The sequence below is a fragment of the Bacillus cereus ATCC 14579 genome, from assembly GCF_000007825.1.
GTDB classification, from domain to species: Bacteria; Bacillota; Bacilli; order Bacillales; family Bacillaceae_G; genus Bacillus_A; species Bacillus_A cereus.
On sequence record NC_004722.1, the window covers coordinates 579,342 to 598,766 of the forward strand.

Genomic DNA, 19,425 nt, shown 5'->3' on the forward strand with positions numbered 1-19,425 from the left:
AAGCGGAATATATTATTATTAAAAAGATGGATTAGAACTGGAAATATGGAATCCATCTCAAATACCGTTTTAGAATTTGGAGGAATATATGCAACACCGTAAAAAACTATCTATACCAGGAGTAATGAGACATTCCTTTCAAACAGTTAAATTTGCTTTTTGGAATGTATTAACTTTTCAACTTGCTTATAAATTATTAGCAGCGATTGTGTTTGTTCCACTATTTGGAATCATTTTTAATAAATTATTGTATTTTGGTGGTTATGCAAATGCGACAAATGATGAATTATTAGCGTTTTTAAAGACGCCTTATGGCATCTTAGCAATCGTAATTTTATCATTGTTAGCACTGTTTCTTATCTTTACAGAATTTGCGGTGCTTATTATTATTTCGTATTTCGCTCATAAAAGACAGAAGGTGAAATTACGTCCGATTTTATATAAAACGGTAACGTATTTACCTACTCTTTTCACATATTGCTTACCAGGATTTATTTTATATGCTGTCGTATTGTTGCCTCTTTTAAATATGGGATATGAAACGGCATTAATCCCGCAAATTCAAATTCCTAACTTTATTACAGGAGAACTGTTTAAGACAACGATGGGACAAGTTGGTTATTACACGTTCTTTGCTGTAGTCGCGTATTTGAATCTTCGATGGATTTTCGTTCTACCTATTGTTGTTTTAGAGCAAAAACCATTTCGCGTGGCAGCACGTAAAAGTGCAACTTTAGTAAAGGAAAGCTTTTTTAAAGTACTATTCTTTTTAGTAGGATTTTTTATCTCAATTGGAATTGTATATGTCGTGTTTTTGGGAATGTATTTATTGTGCCTATGGGGTGTTTATGAATTTACAAACCCGAAAGGAACATTTGCATTATTAGCTGAATCAACGATTTCTGTATTTTTAACGAGTACATTGTATTTATTCAGCTTTATCGTGACGCCATTTTATATTATGGCGATTACGCGATTATACTTACAAAAGGTTCCAGTTGAGGATGTTTTATTAGAAGAAGGATTAGATTATTCGAAAACGAAAGCAGATAAATGTTTCTTCCAAAAACATCGTTGGAAATTCATTGGCGTATACATTGTAGGAATTATTACTGCGGGAATGGTCGTTGCCTTCATTGTAACGTTTATTTCAAATTCGTATAAAGAACCGATTATTATGGCGCACCGCGGGTATATATCAAAAGGCGTAGAAAATACGAAAGAAGCTGTGCAAGGTGCTATTGATGCAAAAGCAGACTACGCTGAAATAGATGTATTACAAACGAAAGACGGTGAACTAGCGGTTATACATGATTTGAAGCTGAAACGTCTCGCAAATGCCAATGTGCATGTGTCAGATTTAACGATGGCGGAGTTAAGGCAGCTTACCCTTAGTCAAGATGGACTTTCAGGACAAATAAGTACACTTGATGAAATCATTAAGCTAGCAAATGGCAAAATCAAACTTAATATAGAAGTGAAGCTTCATGGGGGCGAAAAAGATTTTGTAAACAAAGTCTTAAAAACGATTAAAGATAATGAATTTGAGAAGCAATGTGTAATTCAAACGTTACACTATCCACTTATTAAAGAGTTTAAGCGTGCAAATCCAGATATAAAAGTAGGGTATATACTGTATGCAAGTAGAGCTAACTTAAAGAATGTGAAGGCTGACTTTTACGTAGCAGAAGAATATATGTTAAATAAGAAATTAGTAAAAGAAGCAAGGAAGTTAAACAAACCAATTTACGTATGGACAGTAAATGATATGGAAAATTTAAAGGCATATTATAAGTTAAACGTAGATGGTATTATAACCGATTACCCTGAAGATGCACGTGAAACAATTAAGATGTTAAAAGAGCAAGAAGCGGAAGAAAGTGATCTGTTTGATAAAATTACTGAAACGACAGATGATTTATTTTCTAAGTTATTTATAAGTTACCCAGCTGCTAGCTAAATGCTAGCAGCTGTTTTTTTGTGAAAAGAATATATCTCTAAAGTATTGAGTAAAGTAATAACTGTATATGTATACGTTATCGCTTAGGTTTCTTACATTGTTAAATTATTGTCAAATAATAAATGATTGCTATTTATTTTGAAGCAGTATAATAAAAATAGAGTGAAAGATAATGGAATGACACGAAACCCCTAATAGAATCAATGTTTTATATATTTACACTATTCTAAATATAAAAACTTTAGGAAAATGATATGTTAGCGTTTTCATAACTTTTAAGTTATGCTAGAATAAGGACATAAGTTATTAATTATTACAAAAAGAAAAAAGAATCTCTTTTTTCTGTTAATTATAAGGGGGCATTTCATTATGCGTATTGGGGTACCAGCAGAAATTAAAAACAACGAAAACCGTGTGGCAATGACACCAGCAGGTGTTGTACATTTAATTCGTAACAATCACGAAGTATTCATTCAAAAGGGTGCAGGTTTAGGGTCTGGTTTCACAGATGCTCAGTATGTTGAAGCAGGAGCAAAAATTGTTGATACAGCTGAAGAAGCTTGGAATATGGAAATGGTTATGAAAGTTAAGGAACCAATTGAAAGCGAATACAAACACTTCAGTGAAGGCTTAATCTTGTTCACATACTTACACTTAGCTCCAGAGCCAGAATTAACAAAAGCTTTAATCGAGAAAAAAGTTGTTTCTATCGCATATGAAACAGTACAATTAGAAAACCGTTCATTACCATTACTTGCACCTATGAGTGAAGTAGCTGGTCGTATGGCTGCACAAATTGGTGCACAATTCCTTGAGAAAAACAAAGGCGGTAAAGGTATCTTACTTGCAGGTGTTCCAGGGGTTAAACGTGGTAAAGTAACAATCATCGGTGGTGGACAAGCTGGTACAAATGCTGCTAAAATTGCAGTTGGACTAGGTGCGGATGTAACAATCATCGACTTAAGTGCAGAACGTCTTCGTCAATTAGATGACATTTTCGGAAACCAAGTAAAAACTTTAATGTCTAATCCTTACAATATTGCAGAAGCTGTTAAAGAGTCTGATCTTGTAATCGGTGCAGTATTAATCCCAGGTGCAAAAGCTCCAAAACTTGTAACAGAAGAAATGATTAAATCAATGGAACCAGGTTCTGTTGTTGTAGATATCGCGATTGACCAAGGTGGTATTTTCGAAACAACTGACCGTATTACAACTCATGATAACCCAACTTACGAAAAACACGGCGTTGTTCATTATGCAGTTGCAAACATGCCAGGTGCGGTTCCACGTACATCAACTCTTGCATTAACAAACGTAACAGTACCATATGCAGTACAAATTGCTAACAAAGGCTACAAAGAAGCTTGCCTAGGCAACTCTGCATTACTAAAAGGTATTAACACATTAGATGGCTATGTAACATTCGAAGCAGTTGCAGAAGCTCACGGTGTAGAGTACAAAGGTGCTAAAGAATTATTAGAAGCAGAAACAGTATCTTGCTAATAGAAGCATTATACAAAACAAAATCGAACAATATATAAAACAACATGATAAGAGCTAAGAGTGAAGATCTCTTAGCTCTTCTTGGCAAAAGGGGGCATACATCGTGGCCAACCTATTTAAAAAGAAATCCGTTACGCAATTGTTAGGGGAAAGTAAAAGTAAAACTTTGACGAAAACGCTAGGGGCATTTGACCTAACAATGCTAGGGATTGGTGCGATAATTGGTACAGGAGTTCTAGTATTAACTGGATTAGTAGCAGCAAGAGATGCTGGTCCAGCAGTTATTTTTTCATTCATGATTGCAGCCATCGTTTGTGGATTTGCAGCATTATGTTACGCAGAGGTGGCTTCTACACTTCCTGTTTCAGGTAGTGTGTACACATACTCATATGCAACTATTGGTGAGTTTGTAGCTCATTTAATGGGATGGACATTACTATCCGTATATGTTGTAACGACTGCCGCAGTAGCTGGCGGATGGACTGGTTACTTCCATAACTTAGTGAGTGGATTAGGGCTTGAAATTCCAAAAGCACTGCTAACGATTCCGTCTCAAGGTGGTATGGTGAATTTACCAGCAGTTATCGTTACATTAATTATAACTTGGTTATTATCAAGAGGTACGAAAGAAAGTAAACGCGTGAATAACATAATGGTATTAATTAAAATTGGTATCGTTGTTTTATTCATTGCAGTTGGTGTATTCTACGTGAAACCAGAAAACTGGATACCATTTGCACCGTACGGTTTAAGTGGAGTTTTCGCGGGGGGAGCAGCAGTATTCTTTGCTTTCTTAGGATTTGATGCATTAGCAACTTCTGCTGAAGAGGTAAAAAATCCGCAACGTGATCTACCGATTGGTATTATCGCTTCGTTAGTCATTTGTACAATCATTTATGTTGTAGTTTGTCTCGTTATGACGGGTATGGTTTCTTATAAAGAATTAGATGTACCAGAAGCTATGGCATATGTGTTAGAAGTTGTAGGACAAGATAAAGTAGCAGGTGTAATCGCAATTGGAGCTGTAATTGGTATTATGGCAGTAATTTTTGCTTACATTTATGCAACGACACGTGTATTCTTTGCGATGAGCCGTGACGGTTTATTGCCAGAATCTTTCGCGAAAATTAATAAAAAGACAGAAGCGCCAACATTTACAGTTTGGTTAACAGGAATTGGTAGTGCTTTAATTGCTGGATTTATCGATTTAAAAGAATTGTCGAATTTAGCGAATATTGGAGCGTTGTTAACATTTGCGATGGTTGGTGTGTCAGTTATTATTCTTCGTAAAACACACCCAAAATTACAACGTGGATTTATGGTACCACTTGTACCGATCTTGCCGATTATTTCGATTGCATGTTGTCTATTCTTAATGGTAAATCTACCATTAAAAACATGGATGTACTTCGGTGCTTGGTTAGCAATTGGAGTAGTTGTATACTTTGTTTATTCGAAAAAACATAGTCATTTAAAAGACGATGGAAGTTCGCAGGATAATTTAGAACAAGCTAATTAAAAGCTTAATTAAAAGGGATATAAGTATAGTAAGCCTTGTGCGTCTAGGGAGCGCGCAAGGCTTTTTCTTTTGTTGAAATAAAGGGAATATATATTACTTTGTTGAATTTTTATGTCGGAATATGAAAAAAGGTGTGCGAATTGTGCATCCTTTTTTGTATGAGAATATAGAGGGTGCGGAAAATATGTATACGACTTATTAAAATGTGAACGGAATGTTCATAAAAAAAATTCAGATTTCATTGACACATATGAGTAGGCGCTCATATAATAAGAGTATAATATATATGAATGATTGTTCATATGTTCAATTAAAGAGGTGAGCTATAATGGCTGGAAATAAAGTAGAAACACCACAAGAGACATGTTCTCAAACGATAATTCATGAAGAAGTTGTAGAGCAAGTAAAACAAACAATTCCAACTGATGAAAGTTTAAGTAAAGTAGCAGAACTATTTAAAGTGTTAGGTGACCGTACACGTACGAGAATATTACATGCGCTATTTGAAGCTGAAATGTGCGTTTGTGATTTAGCTTATTTATTAGGAATGACACAATCATCTATTTCGCATCAGCTTCGTGTGTTAAAGCAAGCGAAACTTGTGAAGAATCGTAAAGAAGGAAAGGTTGTTTATTATTCGTTAGCTGACCAGCACGTAATTCATATCTTCGAGCAAGCGTTTGAACACGTAAACGAAGAAGAATAAAAAGAACGCGAGGAGGGAGAACGATGGCTGAAGCGTTAGTGAAAAAGAAACTGATGTTAGAAGGTTTAGATTGTGCGAATTGTGCAATGAAAATTGAAAAAGGTGTTGGGAATATAGAAGGAGTAAATTCTTGCTCTGTAAACTTTGCAACAAAGACAATGATTTTAGAAACGGCACAAAATAAAGAAAACGAAGTTGTTACGGAAGCAAAACAACTCGTTACAAAATTAGAACCGCATATTAAAGTGCAAGAAGAACAAAAAAATAAAATTGCTAAAGAAGTATTTATATTAGAAGGTTTAGATTGCGCGAACTGTGCAATGAAAATTGAAAATAAAGTTAAGGAAATGCCAGCTGTCTCAGAAGCAACTGTTGATTTCGTATCGAAGAAACTACGAGTAGAAGTTGCGAATAAAAGAGAACTAGAAGCGACTGTAGCAAATATAACAAATGTCGTTCAAAAGTTAGAGCCAGACGTGAAAGTTGTTCGTGAAGAGAAGAACGGTCATGACCACGGGCATAGTCATGATCATGGTGAAGCAAATGTGAAAAAGATGGTAGGGAGATTAGTGGTCGGCGGAATTTTGACAGCAATTGCTGCATTAGCGGGCTTACCACAAATGGTAACAATTCCGTTATTCGTCCTTGCTTATTTATTAATAGGTGGAGATATCGTTTGGAGAGCGGTAAGAAACATAACTCGTGGCCAAGTATTTGATGAAAACTTCTTAATGGCAATTGCAACTGTAGGAGCTTTTGCAATTCAACAATACTCAGAAGCTGTAGCAGTAATGCTATTTTATCAAGTAGGAGAACTATTCCAAAGCATTGCGGTAAACCGCTCTCGAAAATCAATTACTTCATTAATGGATATTCGTCCTGATTATGCGAATGTAAAGCTTGGAAATGAAACGAAACAAGTATCACCAGAAGATGTACAAATTGGCGATTATATTATCGTTAAGCCAGGTGAGAAAGTGCCGTTAGACGGAAAAGTAATTGAAGGAACATCAATGGTAGATACTTCAGCATTAACAGGTGAATCTGTACCACGTGAAGTTGAAGTTGGAAATGATGTATTAAGTGGCTTTGTGAACCAAAACGGTGTGTTGACAATTGAAGTTACAAAAGAATTCGGTGAATCAACTGTATCGAAAATTTTAGATTTAGTTCAAAATGCAAGCAGTAAAAAAGCACCAACGGAAAACTTTATTACGAAGTTTGCACGTTACTACACTCCAGTTGTAGTTATTACAGCGGCAATCATGGCGTTTATTCCACCACTTATTTTAGAAGGAGCTACATTCTCTGAGTGGATTTATAGAGCTTTAGTGTTCTTAGTAATCTCTTGTCCATGTGCGTTAGTTGTATCCATTCCGCTTGGATTCTTTGGAGGTATTGGTGGTGCATCTAAAAGTGGTGTGTTAGTAAAAGGTAGTAACTATTTAGAAGCTTTAAATGATGTGAAATATATTGTTTTTGACAAAACAGGAACATTAACAAAAGGTGTTTTCAAAGTTACAAAAATGGAACCGAGCGAAGGTACTACAAGTGAAGAGTTATTAGAGTATGCGGCATTTGCTGAAGTATATTCTAACCATCCAATTGCCCAATCTATTCGAAAGGCATATGGAAAATCAATTGATGAAAAAATAATCGATGATTATAACGAAATTTCTGGTCACGGTACAGTCGTAAAAGTACAAGGAAAAGAAATTTTTGCAGGTAATGCAAAATTAATGAGAAAAGAAAATATTGAATTTAAGCAACCAGAAACAGTAGGTACATTAGTTCACGTTGCTGTAGATGGAAGATATGCAGGTTATATTGTTATCTCTGATGAGGTAAAAGAGGATTCGAAACAAGCGATTCAAAAGTTAAAAGAACTAGGTATTAAAAAGACAGTAATGTTAACTGGTGATGCAAAACCAGTTGGTGAAGCTGTTGGTAAAGAATTAGGCTTAGATGAAGTTCATGCGGAATTACTACCGCAACAAAAAGTAGAAGAGATTGAAAAAATTGATGCAGCGAAGCACGGAAAAGAAAAAATTGCCTTCGTTGGTGACGGTATTAACGATACACCAGTATTAGCCCGTGCAGACGTTGGTATTGCGATGGGTGGTTTAGGGTCAGATGCAGCAATTGAAGCGGCAGACATCGTTATTATGACTGATGAGCCTTCAAAAATTGCGACAGCTGTAAAAATTGCAAAACGCACAAGAAGTATAGTGTGGCAAAATATCATCTTTGCTCTAGGTGTAAAAGGGATCGTTTTATTACTTGGTGCCTTTGGTATTGCAACAATGTGGGAAGCTGTTTTCTCAGATGTTGGTGTGACACTACTTGCAGTGTTAAATGCAATGCGTGTATTACGAGTGAAAGATTTATAAAAAAGAGGACGCGAACCGCGTCCTCTTTTTTATTGGTGATTTTGTTGAAATTGACTCAATAAAATAATATCAAATATTATTTTACTTTAAAATAGTATAATATTAAAATTTACAAATAAGACACATTCGTCTTATTATTTTAATATATTTTTTACAAATATCCATATAGTATTGAAAAAACAGAGAAGGGGAAACTTCTCTGTTTACTTTTGTATGTTTTTTTCAACTTGTTCTCGAACTGTTTGAATGTAATTCATTTTATGATCCCAGCACTCTTGGCTTAAATCGACAGGGTATTCTTCAGGGTTTAAAGTTCGCATATATTCTTCCCAAAATAGAGAGAGGCTCTGTTCATTATATTTTTGAATATCTAATATACTTGGTAGTTCATATGTTCTTTCACCGTTAACGAAAATGTCTTTATGCAGTTCACGGGCTTCAAAGTTTGTTACGAATTTACTTATATATGTGTGAACTGGATGGAACATTTTTAAGCGCTCTTCTTTTCCTGGTTCTTCAGAATCTAACGCAATATAATCGCCTTCTGCATGATCGTTAACCCGATTGATAATACGATAAATTCGTTTCAGTCCTGGAGTGGTAATTTTTTCAGGGTTAGATGAAATTTTAATTGTATCATTTAATTTTCCGTCAGTATCTTCAATCGCAACGAGTTTGTAAACAGCCCCCAATGCAGGTTGCTCAAAGGACGTAATTAATTTCGTTCCAACGCCCCATACGTCAATTTTTGCTCCTTGAGATTTAAGGTGCATAATTGTGTATTCATCTAAATCGCTAGAAGCGATAATTTTTGTATTTGTAAACCCTGCTTCATCTAGTAGTTTTCGTGCCTTTTTCGATAAATAAGCCATATCACCACTATCAAGACGTATGCCATAGAAATCAATACGATCCCCAAATTCTTTTGCAACACGAATCGCATTTGGAACACCAGATTTCAATGTGTCATATGTATCAACGAGAAAGACGCACTTTTTATGAGTTTCAGCGTATTTTTTAAACGCGACGTATTCATCGCGATATGCTTGAACGAAAGAGTGAGCGTGTGTGCCAGCTACAGGAATCCCAAAGCGTTTCCCAGCACGAACGTTGCTTGTAGAGGAGAAACCACCAATAAAGGCAGCACGCGTCCCCCAAAGGGCAGCATCGAACTCATGGGCACGTCTTGTGCCGAACTCTAAAAGCTCATCATTACTTGCAGCATGTTTCATACGTGCTGCTTTTGTGGCAATTAATGTTTGGTAATTCACAATATTTAAGAGGGCAGTCTCAATAATTTGTGCTTCACCAAGTGGTGCATCAACACGTAATAAAGGCTCGTTATTAAATACAACTTCACCTTCTTGCATACTGCGAATCGTCCCAGTGAATTTCATATTTTGTAAATAATGAAGGAATTCTTCTTCGAATTGTAATTCTGCTAAGTAAGCGATATCGCTTTCAGTAAAACTGAAATTTTCTATGTACTCTACAATTTTCTCAAGGCCAGCAAAAACAGCGTAGCCGTTCTCAAATGGAAGCTTTCGAAAATATAAATCAAAAACAGAACGGCGATTATGAATACCATCTTTCCAATATGTATAAGCCATGTTGATTTGATATAGGTCTGTATGTAAGGCATAACTATCGTCTTTATAATGAGTCATCGCGAGAACACCTCCATAATTTGGTTATAGTATACCAATTTTTCACCATTCGTAGCAAAGAAGAGATATTGATGTGAAGTCAAGAGAGAAAAAAATGAAATTATGCATATTTTTTAGAAAATTTATATTTATCAATTTATATTTCTCCAAATTTTATGTATTATTAGAGTAATGGGGGTAATGAGAATGGAGGAGGACAATGCAACAAACATTAGAAAAAATAGGCAAACAAGTCTTTTATAAACGGCTCCAGCAAAAAATGACACAAGAAGAATTATGTCAGGGCATTTGTTCTGTCTCATACTTAAGTAAGATCGAAAATGGAAAGATCGAAGCATCAGAAGAAATTCTACAATTGCTCTGCACAAGACTAGAAATTGCTGTGACGGATTTGAGAGATGTAGAAGAAGATGTGAAGGGGAAGCTAGATGAATGGTTAAATGCACTAGTTCATTTAGACAAGCAACAAGTAGAACGTATATATGAAGAGTTGCAAGGTGAAATGAAGCATGTGTTGGATTTTGAAATTATAAATTATTATAAACTGCTGTATACACGTTATTTAATTATGAAAAGGGATATTTCTGCACTCGAAGAAGAATTAGATAAGTTGAAGAAGGTATATAAAAAATATTCTCCATTTCAGAAGTTGTTATATATGTATAGTAGAGGATTATTGTGCTGTTTACAGTATAGATGGAAGGATGGGCTAGATTACAGCCCTTTCCGAACGGGAAAGCCCATCGCCTTTAGGCATGGGATGAAAGTGAGGTTGGATACGGAGTACCACTAAAAATCGCTAAGTTTGTGGTACTTTAAGTATCCAAAATATTGGTATCTTTTGTGGTGTAGTTTAAAAGTAAAACTGATACAATGTGAATATGATAAATGATTATAGAAGAACCAAAACAACTGTGTCATTAATTAACTACCATTTTGTGTTTTGCCCGCGATACAGAAGAAAAATTTTTCTTAACACAAAAGTAGAAGAACGTTTCAAAGAGTTGGTTCAAGAAATATGCGGAGAAATGGATGTTGCTATTGTCGCAATGGAATGCGACAAAGACCACGTTCACTTGTTCTTAAATACACTACCAACACTTAGTCCTGCTGACACAATGGCGAAAATTAAAGGAGTGACATCGAAGCGTTTGAGAGGAGAGTTTCCTCATCTTCAACACTTGCCAAGTCTATGGACACGTTCCTATTTTGTTTCTACTGCTGGAAATGTATCGACTGAGACAATTAAACAGTATGTTGAAAATCAAAAGACGAGGGGGTGAAAATTGTGTCACAAACAATCACAGTCAAAGTTAAATTGCTTCCAACAAAAGCTCAAATTCAGTTATTGGAACAAAGTAGCTATGAGTATATCAAAGTCATTAATACACTTGTATCTGAAATGGCTGAAGCGAAGAAGAGCACTAAGAAAAGTACAAAAGATGTTGAAGCGAATCTTCCAAGCGCAGTGAAGAACCAAGCAATTAAAGACGCTAAAAGTGTGTTTTCTACAAAGGTGAAAAAAAGTAAATACAAAGTTATTCCGATTCTAAAGAGACCTGTTTGTGTATGGAACAATCAAAACTATTCGTTTGACTTCACGCACATTTCAGTTCCACTCATGGTAAATGGAAAATCAACTCGCTTAAAGGTTCGTGCTTTATTAACTGATAAATATAATCGCAATTTTAATTTGTTAACACACAAGTTAGGTACACTTCGTATCACGAAGAAATCTAATAAGTGGATTGCTCAAATATCTGTCACAATTCCTACAAATGAAAAAACAGGAACGAAGATTTTAGGGGTAGATTTAGGTCTTAAAGTCCCTGCGGTAGCCATCACAGACGATGAGAAAGTTCGTTTCTTCGGCAATGGTAGACAAAACAAATATATGAAACGTAAGTTTCGTAGTGTTCGTAAGAAGTTAGGTGAAAATAAGAAATTAAATGCCATTCGACAACTTGATGATAAAGAACAAAGATGGATGCAAGACCAAGACCACAAAGTAAGTCGTGAAATCATTGACTTTGCAACTGATAATAACATTTCTGTTATTCGTTTAGAACAACTAACGAATATTAGACAGACGGCAAGAACAAGCCGTAAAAACGAGAAAAATCTACACACTTGGTCATTCTATCGTTTAGCACAATTCATTGAATACAAAGCGAATTTAGTTGGTATTAAGGTAGAATATGTGAACCCTGCTTATACAAGTCAAACATGTCCGAAATGTTCTGAAAAGAACAAAGCACCAGACAGAAAATACAAGTGCCGATGTGGATTTGAGAAACATCGTGATATTGTTGGGGCGATGAATATTCGCTACGCAACTGTGATTGATGGTAACAGTCAATCAGCCTAAGATGCTATACGCACTGTCTTAGGAGGGGCAATGAGATGCCCTCATCTTGAAGTCTGTTCAAAACAGAAATGGACTGCGAACGTTTAGTCATTCAAGAATCCCACCCGTCAATCCGTAAGGATTAGGGCTTGCGACTTTAGTCGTGGGAGTCTCAATTATTAAAAACAGAAGTAATGGCCAAAGAACAAGGGTATCATGAAACAGGCTTGTATTATAATATAGCGCTTGCATATACTCATTTAGATATTCATCATCTTGCAATTCATTTTGTAAATATGGCATTAGAAGGATTTCGTAGTGAATATAAGTTTAGAAATATAATTAATTGCCAAATCCTTATTGCGGTAAGTTATACAGAAAAAGGTCAGTATGAAGAAGCTTTAAAAATGTATGAGAGTATATTGAGAGAGGCCACATCTTTTGCTGATAAGGATGTACTATTAGCTATTACTTTAAGTAATATGGGAAGTATCTATTATAAAAAAGGTAAATATCAGCAAGCGAAAAAATATTATTTAGATAGTCTACAACTTCAAAAACAAATAGATTTAAACTATTTAGATACAATATACGAAATGGCATTAGTATGCATTAAATTAGAAGAATTGGAAGAGGCAAGGACATTAATTGATAAGGGAATTGATGCAGCAAAACAGGAAGAGAGATTTAATGCAAAATTATATTTGCTTTTAATGCTTAGATATAAATATTTTGAAGAAGCAAAAGATTATAAAGCATTTTTGGAAAATGAGGCTATCCCGTTGTATAAATCTGCAGGAAATAAAATAGAATTAAAGAAAGTATACGTTGAACTAGCAGAACATTTTTCCAGTTTATCGAGATTTGAAGAAAGTAATCGATATTATAGGTTAGTTATTGATTTAATGAATGATAATAAGGAGGAATAAACATGAAAAAGATGGTATTTGGAGTATTGGCGTTTATATTGACTCTTACAGTTGCTGGAGGAATACATCAATATAGCAGTAAACCTGATATTGTTGGTCAACAAGCTAAAACTGTTGAACAAGTTAATTTATAATCTCCACCCTTTCCAATCGGAAAGGGTTTTTTCAATATTTGTTCCTCAAAATTCTACAAAACTTGAGAAAAAAATTATTTGAATTTTTAGTATATTAATAGTGGAAACATAATGCTAATATAAAACTACTCTTTTTCAAAAAAAATTTTTATTAGGGGGAAGGTTCATGAAAAAGAAAAGTTTAGCGTTAGTGTTAGCGACAGGAATGGCAGTTACAACATTTGGAGGGACAGGCTCTGCATTTGCGGATTCTAAAAATGTACTCTCTACGAAGAAGTACAATGAGACAGTACAGTCACCTGAGTTTATTTCTGGTGATCTAACTGGAGCGACTGGTAAGAAAGCGGAATCTGTTGTGTTTGATTACTTAAATGCAGCAAAAGGTGATTACAAGCTAGGGGAAAAGAGTGCGCAAGATTCTTTCAAAGTGAAACAAGTGAAGAAAGATGCTGTAACTGATTCAACAGTAGTACGTATGCAACAAGTTTACGAAGGAGTGCCTGTATGGGGTTCTACTCAAGTGGCTCACGTAAGTAAAGACGGTTCTTTAAAAGTATTGTCTGGAACAGTTGCACCTGATTTAGACAAAAAGGAAAAGTTGAAAAATAAAAATAAGATTGAAGGCGCAAAAGCAATTGAAATCGCGCAACAAGATTTAGGGGTAACACCGAAATATGAGGTAGAACCAAAAGCGGACTTATATGTATATCAAAATGGTGAAGAAACAACATATGCATACGTTGTAAATCTAAACTTCTTAGATCCAAGTCCAGGAAACTACTACTATTTCATTGAAGCAGACAGCGGTAAAGTATTAAATAAATATAATAAATTGGATCATGTAACAAATGAAGATAAATCACCAGTTAAGCAAGAGGCTCCTAAACAGGATGCGAAAGCAGTAGTAAAACCTGTAACAGGAACAAATAAAGTAGGAACTGGTAAAGGTGTATTAGGAGATACGAAATCACTTAATACAACGTTATCTGGTTCATCTTACTACTTACAAGATAATACGCGCGGGGCAACAATTTTCACATATGATGCGAAAAATCGTACTACATTACCAGGAACTTTATGGGTAGATGCAGATAATGTTTTCAATGCAGCGTATGATGCAGCAGCAGTAGATGCTCATTACTATGCAGGTAGAACATATGATTATTATAAAGCTACATTTAACAGAAACTCTATTAATGATGCAGGAGCTCCGTTAAAATCGACAGTTCATTACGGAAGTAAGTATAATAATGCATTCTGGAATGGCTCACAAATGGTATACGGAGATGGTGATGGTGTAACATTCACTTCATTATCTGGTGGAATTGATGTAATTGGTCACGAATTAACGCATGCTGTTACTGAAAATAGCTCGGACTTAATTTATCAAAATGAATCAGGAGCGCTAAATGAAGCAATTTCTGATATTTTTGGTACTTTAGTAGAATTCTATGATAACCGTAACCCGGATTGGGAGATTGGTGAAGATATTTATACGCCTGGTAAAGCAGGAGATGCGCTTCGCTCTATGAGTGATCCAGCGAAATACGGTGATCCAGACCATTATTCTAAGCGTTACACTGGTACTAGTGATAACGGTGGGGTTCATACAAACAGTGGTATCATTAACAAACAAGCTTATTTATTAGCAAATGGTGGTACGCATTCGGGTGTAACTGTAACGGGCATTGGTAAAGATAAGTTAGGTGCAATTTATTACCGTGCAAACACACAATATTTCACGCAATCTACTACATTTAGCCAAGCTCGTGCTGGTGCAGTACAAGCTGCAGCTGATTTATATGGTGCGACTTCTGCGGAAGTAGCAGCAGTTAAGCAATCATTTAGTGCTGTTGGTATTAACTAAGGATTTAAAGGATAGCTATTAATAAAATACCTCAAAAATAAAGAAGGAGCCTATGCTCCTTCTTTATTTTTTTCTCCATTTTTTCCACAAATAATATAATCCGATACAACCTGCAATTGTCACAATCCACTTTGCTTCATTTGTTCCGTTCATGACATGATAGGCAGAATATACTTCGATTAACAATGCCGGTATTTTCCCTATTGTGCTGGCAATACTGAAGGAGAGTAATGACATCTTACCTAGAGCCGCAAATAAAGTCACAATACTTGATGGGATGAAAGGTATCAAGCGAAACGATAGAACGAGTAGAAAGGCCTCTCTACCTTCTACATAAAGAAGACGCTCTACCTTTGGGTATTTATTTACTTTATCGTGAGTGAACTTTTGAAGGCCCATGCGGTAAATATAAAACGAGATAATAGCCCCTAATGCTTCGCCTGCGATCGAAATAACAGTACCATTTGTTACGCCAAAGAGCTGTATATTAATGGCGGTTAAAAAAATACTAGGGATAAAACCTAAAAGACTAATGATGATGTTAATTAAGATACTAAGTGGAATTGCGATTGAATAGTATTCTGTTAAGAAATTTTGAATCGTTTCAGCCACTGTTTAAAATCCTCTATCTTTTTTTGCATTACACCACATTTCGTTTGTATAGGCAAGGGGAAATTTACATAATGTAGAAAAACGTTGATACAAAGGGTGTTTTATACCTTATATGGGTATTGGGTATGTAAAAATAGGGGTATTTTAAAATATTTTTAAAAATACTATAAAAACCTTTGTATAAAAGAGTTTTATAGTTATGTTATCGGTGATTTCATCTGGGAAATAATCGAAAAATATAGGGGGTATATATTATAAAAGGCAAAAAATAGAGGGTTGATGAAATTGCTGGGGTAAATATGGAAAAATAGATGAAAAAAATGAAAACTGATAGATTTTTTCGTTGTGAAATTGACTTTTAGTGAAGTTGCGATAATAATCATGGAAGAGGTGATATGATGAAACGAATAAGTAGTCTTTTCTTCAGTAGTTTATTGGCATTAATGCTGATCTTAAGCGGATGTGCAGGAAAAGAACAAAAAACAGAGAAACAGACAGGGAATCAAGCTACATCGGTAGAAAAAATTAGTGATAATATTTTAGATGAAATGGAAGGACCACCTAAAAATGGTCATACGATTGAAAGACATGTAGGCAAGTCAGAAGAGGATTTGAAGAATCGCTTGAAGACAGATAAAGTGTCAGCCGCAAGTACATACTATGATAAAGAAACAGCGACGAAAGCTGTAAAAGATAGCTTGAAGCAACATGACAAGGAAATTCAAGATTGGTTAAAAAATTCTAAAGAGGCTCGTCTCGTATTAAATACAACTCATTCATTTCCTGTTGGAAAAACGGTAATAAAGAAAAATATGAGTGTAAAAGACAAGTTAGTAAAAACTGTTACTGTTTTAGCAAGAGATAAGTCAGGAGAATTAGGGTTTAAGATTATTACTTCTTATCCATCTGATAAATAAGAAGGGGGAGTACATTATGTATACGACATTACAATACTTTCTTAAATCGTACTGTACGTTAAGTATTCATGAGGATGAAATAGTAAGCGTGATGGAAGAGTTTATTGAACAAGAAGACGAAGAAATTGTTTTGAAATTACGTGATGAATTAATAAATATGAAGAAAAAGAACGCGTGGGAAGAGGCGTGTGTATTAGCTGCGAAGCAAGGAAATCGTATGTGGTCTTTAGAAGAAACGAAAGACCATCTTGAAACTTTTTTACTATTACTGCAAAAGAAAAAGGCGTGATTAAATCACGCCTTTTTCTTTATGCTATTCGGTTGATATTATCTATTCTTTTGGAGTGCTTTTATATACGCTTTTTGAAATTTGTCCATTTGATATTACTTCCCCGTTTTGTGTTACTTTTTTATACGTAACCGCGGTGATTTTATCACTAGTTCTACTAACTACTTGAGAAGAAACTTCAACATTTTTACCAGTATTTGTACCGAAAATGCGTGTAGTAATACTACCTCCATTTGAAAATGCTTGAATATAAATATGATTGCCTGTATTATTTTTAAATTTTAAATCTGGACCATAATCTGCTACTGCTGCATCTTGCCCAAGTGGTAAATAATTTACTGGCATAGAATGATTGCTTCGAGAAACAATGCCTAAATCTGCCCTTAAAGCTGCACTGTATAATGTACTACTGACTTGGCAAACTCCTCCGCCTGCACTTTGTATTACTTTACCTTGTGAATATACTGCTGCAGATTTATAACCATGTGCAGCATCAGTTACGCCAACGCGACCGTTAAAACTAAATGTTTCATCAGGTGCGACAATAACCCCACTTAAAGTATTAGCTGACTTATTTACGTTAAATGATTGATTTCCGTTACGGCCAGCCATTGGAGTAGAATATTCAGCAATGACTTCTTTAATACCCATTTTCTGTATGTCTTCTGTAGAACGTTCTGGTTTTATGAATGTAACTGGTAATATAACATCTGATTTACCAGTAGTAATAGCTTCATTTGTTAAACCGCTTAGTTTCCCTTTATCAATTTTTTCTCCGTTTTGGCTTTGACTAATATTTACTGTTGAGCCTTCAATACTTAATTCTGCGTTAACAGGATTTTTTAATGTTTCATTATATTTATCTTTTATAAAGGTTTCATAAGCTGTTGCATTTAATTGTGGTGTTAATTTATAGTCACGTTTTAATTCACCGTTTTCAGCTTGCTTACGCATTTTGTAACGATTCATTACGTTTCCTTCTTGTTCTTTGAAGATTTTGTCAATAATATCTTTCTCTTTATAATTTATCCCTAAATCTTTCCATGTGTAAGTTTGTTTATCGTTTTGGAATATGTAGGTAAGGGATTTTTGATCTAACTCAGTTACCTTTTGATTAATAATTGCTTGAATATCCTTCTTATTTTTTCCGTCGAGAGAAATACCTTCAAATGTAGTATTTGGTAATGCAGTAGTATCTAATTGATTATTTAATTTGGATACATATTGATATCCCCCAACACCGCCTACACAAAGTAATATGCCCCCAGCAATTGCAGAACCAATCAGTATTTTACTTAGCTTCATTTATTTCCCCCCAGAAATTTATGTATAAATATATGTATTACATTTTTTGTATAAAAATGATGAAAATAACATTATGTACGTACTAGTATACTATTATTTTCACTGTGTGTGTAATGTTTTCATAAAAAATGTTACACCGCTGTAATAATTGTCACTTCTTGTCACAATGTGTATGAAAAATATGTTGAAAAATATAATAAAAAGGCTGTCTAGAAAGATCTAGCAGCCTTTTTATTATAATTTTTTATGTTCATTTTTATTCGTAACACCGAGATGTTTTTGAAGGGTAGTTGAAATAGTATCGACGCTTTTTTCATTTGGAACGTAATAATAAATACCACCTATATATTTATCTGTACCCTCTACTTGCATTTTTTCCATTTTTAAATTTGAATCCATTGAATTTTTTGTAATTGTCATCATATCATCAAAAGTTAAATTAGTTTTTAAATCTTTATCGACAGCGTCTAGTAGGCCACCGATTTTATTAATGGAATTAAGAGATAGTGCCTTTTCAGCAATGGCCTCTAATACAAGCTGTTGACGTTGACCACGCATATAATCACTATCGATATGACGAGTTCTAGCTAGTGCCAGTGCCTCTTCTCCATTTAAATGTTGACGTCCTTTTTTTAGATGAATGGCATCTGCTTCATCTTTACTATTTTGCTCTGTGAACTCAACTGGAACGTCTACAGTAATACCACCAAGAGAATCAACAATTTTAATAAAGGATTTAAAATTGAATTTTACATAGTAGTCAACTGGAACATCTAAAAAGTTCTCTACCGTATCAATTGTGCTGTCTACACCACCGAATACGTGCGCATGTGTGATTTTATCGTATTTATCACGTGATTTAATGTAGACGCGTGAGTCACGTGGAATGCTTACAAGTTTAACGGATTTATCGTTTTTATTAATTGTTGCAAGTAATAACGCATCTGTTCGAGTTGCTTTTCCATAACCTTTTTCCCTAATATCACTTTCATCAACACCCATAATTAGTACGGAAATATTGTCGGTCATAGGTTTAACAGCTTTTTCACGTTTACTGGACTTATCTCCTCGACCTAGTTCAGCATAAGCGTTATTTAAGACGGACTTTGCTTTACTGTATATATGGAAGGAGTAGCCTCCTGCTCCAAGTGCTACAATTAGTAATGGAATAAGAAGGAACCAAAGTAGGCGTTTTTTCTTTGAGCGTCCTTTTTTGGCTCGCGTATTGTTGTTCGTGTCGGATTTCATCATTTTTTCTCCTTTAAAACTATCAAAGTGTA

At 34.9% G+C, this 19,425-nt stretch carries 15 protein-coding genes and 2 pseudogenes; 13 read left to right on the forward strand and 4 right to left on the reverse strand.

Annotation, left to right across the window (positions count from 1 at the left end; genetic code table 11):
* The first annotated feature begins 88 nt into the window (after positions 1-88).
* The 5 genes from BC_RS02965 (at position 89) to BC_RS02985 (ending at position 8,078) form a co-directional block, all read left to right on the forward strand.
* On the forward strand, positions 89-1,960 hold the full coding sequence (locus tag BC_RS02965) for a glycerophosphodiester phosphodiesterase (protein WP_001164717.1): 1,872 nt from the start codon (positions 89-91) through the stop codon (positions 1,958-1,960).
* 369 nt (positions 1,961-2,329) lie between these two features.
* Positions 2,330-3,463, forward strand: coding sequence for an alanine dehydrogenase (gene ald / locus BC_RS02970; RefSeq protein WP_001219742.1), 1,134 nt, complete (start codon positions 2,330-2,332; stop codon positions 3,461-3,463).
* Between the two features lie 103 nt (positions 3,464-3,566).
* On the forward strand, positions 3,567-4,982 hold the full coding sequence (locus BC_RS02975; protein ID WP_001284889.1) for an amino acid permease: 1,416 nt from the start codon (positions 3,567-3,569) through the stop codon (positions 4,980-4,982).
* 328 nt (positions 4,983-5,310) lie between these two features.
* The gene (locus tag BC_RS02980) at positions 5,311-5,688 is read left to right on the forward strand and encodes an ArsR/SmtB family transcription factor (protein ID WP_000918378.1); all 378 of its coding nucleotides are present in this window, start codon (positions 5,311-5,313) and stop codon (positions 5,686-5,688) included.
* Positions 5,689-5,711: 23 nt separating this feature from the next.
* Positions 5,712-8,078 (forward strand): heavy metal translocating P-type ATPase, encoded by a 2,367-nt coding sequence (locus BC_RS02985; protein ID WP_000796568.1) that lies wholly within the window; start codon positions 5,712-5,714, stop codon positions 8,076-8,078.
* Positions 8,079-8,281: 203 nt separating this feature from the next.
* On the opposite strand, the gene BC_RS02990 is transcribed toward BC_RS02985, so the two are convergent.
* Positions 8,282-9,745, reverse strand: coding sequence for a nicotinate phosphoribosyltransferase (locus BC_RS02990; protein ID WP_000150184.1), 1,464 nt, complete (start codon positions 9,743-9,745; stop codon positions 8,282-8,284).
* A gap of 199 nt (positions 9,746-9,944) precedes the next feature.
* Here BC_RS02990 and BC_RS02995 point away from each other — a divergent pair.
* The 6 genes and pseudogenes from BC_RS02995 to BC_RS03020 form a co-directional block, all read left to right on the forward strand.
* Positions 9,945-10,463, forward strand: a pseudogene (locus BC_RS02995) (helix-turn-helix domain-containing protein); the annotation flags it as partial.
* A gap of 163 nt (positions 10,464-10,626) precedes the next feature.
* Complete coding sequence (tnpA, locus tag BC_RS03000) at positions 10,627-11,028, forward strand: IS200/IS605 family transposase (RefSeq protein WP_000606465.1); 402 nt, start codon at positions 10,627-10,629, stop codon at positions 11,026-11,028.
* A 5-nt stretch (positions 11,029-11,033) separates the two neighbouring features.
* The gene (locus tag BC_RS03005; protein ID WP_000084133.1) at positions 11,034-12,113 is read left to right on the forward strand and encodes an RNA-guided endonuclease TnpB family protein; all 1,080 of its coding nucleotides are present in this window, start codon (positions 11,034-11,036) and stop codon (positions 12,111-12,113) included.
* Between the two features lie 155 nt (positions 12,114-12,268).
* Positions 12,269-13,021, forward strand: a pseudogene (locus tag BC_RS03010) (tetratricopeptide repeat protein); the annotation flags it as partial.
* 2 nt (positions 13,022-13,023) lie between these two features.
* A complete protein-coding gene (gene nprX, locus BC_RS03015) occupies positions 13,024-13,155 on the forward strand; it encodes a quorum-signaling peptide NprX (RefSeq protein ID WP_000738910.1) in 132 nt (43 codons plus the stop codon).
* 166 nt (positions 13,156-13,321) lie between these two features.
* The gene (locus tag BC_RS03020; RefSeq protein ID WP_000730383.1) at positions 13,322-15,022 is read left to right on the forward strand and encodes a M4 family metallopeptidase; all 1,701 of its coding nucleotides are present in this window, start codon (positions 13,322-13,324) and stop codon (positions 15,020-15,022) included.
* 63 nt (positions 15,023-15,085) lie between these two features.
* On the opposite strand, the gene BC_RS03025 is transcribed toward BC_RS03020, so the two are convergent.
* The gene (locus tag BC_RS03025; RefSeq protein WP_000852222.1) at positions 15,086-15,634 is read right to left on the reverse strand and encodes a TVP38/TMEM64 family protein; all 549 of its coding nucleotides are present in this window, start codon (positions 15,632-15,634) and stop codon (positions 15,086-15,088) included.
* Between the two features lie 398 nt (positions 15,635-16,032).
* Between BC_RS03025 and BC_RS03030 the strand changes: the two genes are divergently transcribed.
* Positions 16,033-16,551, forward strand: coding sequence for an RNase A-like domain-containing lipoprotein (locus BC_RS03030; RefSeq protein WP_000822694.1), 519 nt, complete (start codon positions 16,033-16,035; stop codon positions 16,549-16,551).
* Between the two features lie 16 nt (positions 16,552-16,567).
* On the forward strand, positions 16,568-16,840 hold the full coding sequence (locus BC_RS03035; protein ID WP_000288803.1) for a hypothetical protein: 273 nt from the start codon (positions 16,568-16,570) through the stop codon (positions 16,838-16,840).
* A gap of 42 nt (positions 16,841-16,882) precedes the next feature.
* Here the strand turns inward: BC_RS03035 and BC_RS03040 are convergent, their stop codons facing one another.
* Positions 16,883-18,145 carry a VanW family protein gene (locus tag BC_RS03040; RefSeq protein ID WP_000777354.1) on the reverse strand — a complete coding sequence of 421 codons (1,263 nt, stop codon included), beginning with the start codon at positions 18,143-18,145 and terminating at the stop codon, positions 16,883-16,885.
* A gap of 234 nt (positions 18,146-18,379) precedes the next feature.
* Entirely contained in the window at positions 18,380-19,396 is a 1,017-nt protein-coding gene (locus tag BC_RS03045) for an LCP family protein (protein ID WP_002163841.1), read from the reverse strand.
* Positions 19,397-19,425 lie beyond the last annotated feature (29 nt).

Coding starts and splice junctions, on each gene's coding strand:
- BC_RS02965 (WP_001164717.1), top strand. CDS start 89: ATGCAACACCGTAAAAAACTATCTATACCAGGAGTAATGAGACATTCC.
- ald (WP_001219742.1), top strand. CDS start 2,330: ATGCGTATTGGGGTACCAGCAGAAATTAAAAACAACGAAAACCGTGTG.
- BC_RS02980 (WP_000918378.1), top strand. CDS start 5,311: ATGGCTGGAAATAAAGTAGAAACACCACAAGAGACATGTTCTCAAACG.
- BC_RS02985 (WP_000796568.1), top strand. CDS start 5,712: ATGGCTGAAGCGTTAGTGAAAAAGAAACTGATGTTAGAAGGTTTAGAT.
- BC_RS02990 (WP_000150184.1), bottom strand. CDS start 9,745: ATGACTCATTATAAAGACGATAGTTATGCCTTACATACAGACCTATAT.
- tnpA (WP_000606465.1), top strand. CDS start 10,627: ATGATAAATGATTATAGAAGAACCAAAACAACTGTGTCATTAATTAAC.
- nprX (WP_000738910.1), top strand. CDS start 13,024: ATGAAAAAGATGGTATTTGGAGTATTGGCGTTTATATTGACTCTTACA.
- BC_RS03020 (WP_000730383.1), top strand. CDS start 13,322: ATGAAAAAGAAAAGTTTAGCGTTAGTGTTAGCGACAGGAATGGCAGTT.
- BC_RS03030 (WP_000822694.1), top strand. CDS start 16,033: ATGAAACGAATAAGTAGTCTTTTCTTCAGTAGTTTATTGGCATTAATG.
- BC_RS03035 (WP_000288803.1), top strand. CDS start 16,568: ATGTATACGACATTACAATACTTTCTTAAATCGTACTGTACGTTAAGT.
- BC_RS03040 (WP_000777354.1), bottom strand. CDS start 18,145: ATGAAGCTAAGTAAAATACTGATTGGTTCTGCAATTGCTGGGGGCATA.
- BC_RS03045 (WP_002163841.1), bottom strand. CDS start 19,396: ATGATGAAATCCGACACGAACAACAATACGCGAGCCAAAAAAGGACGC.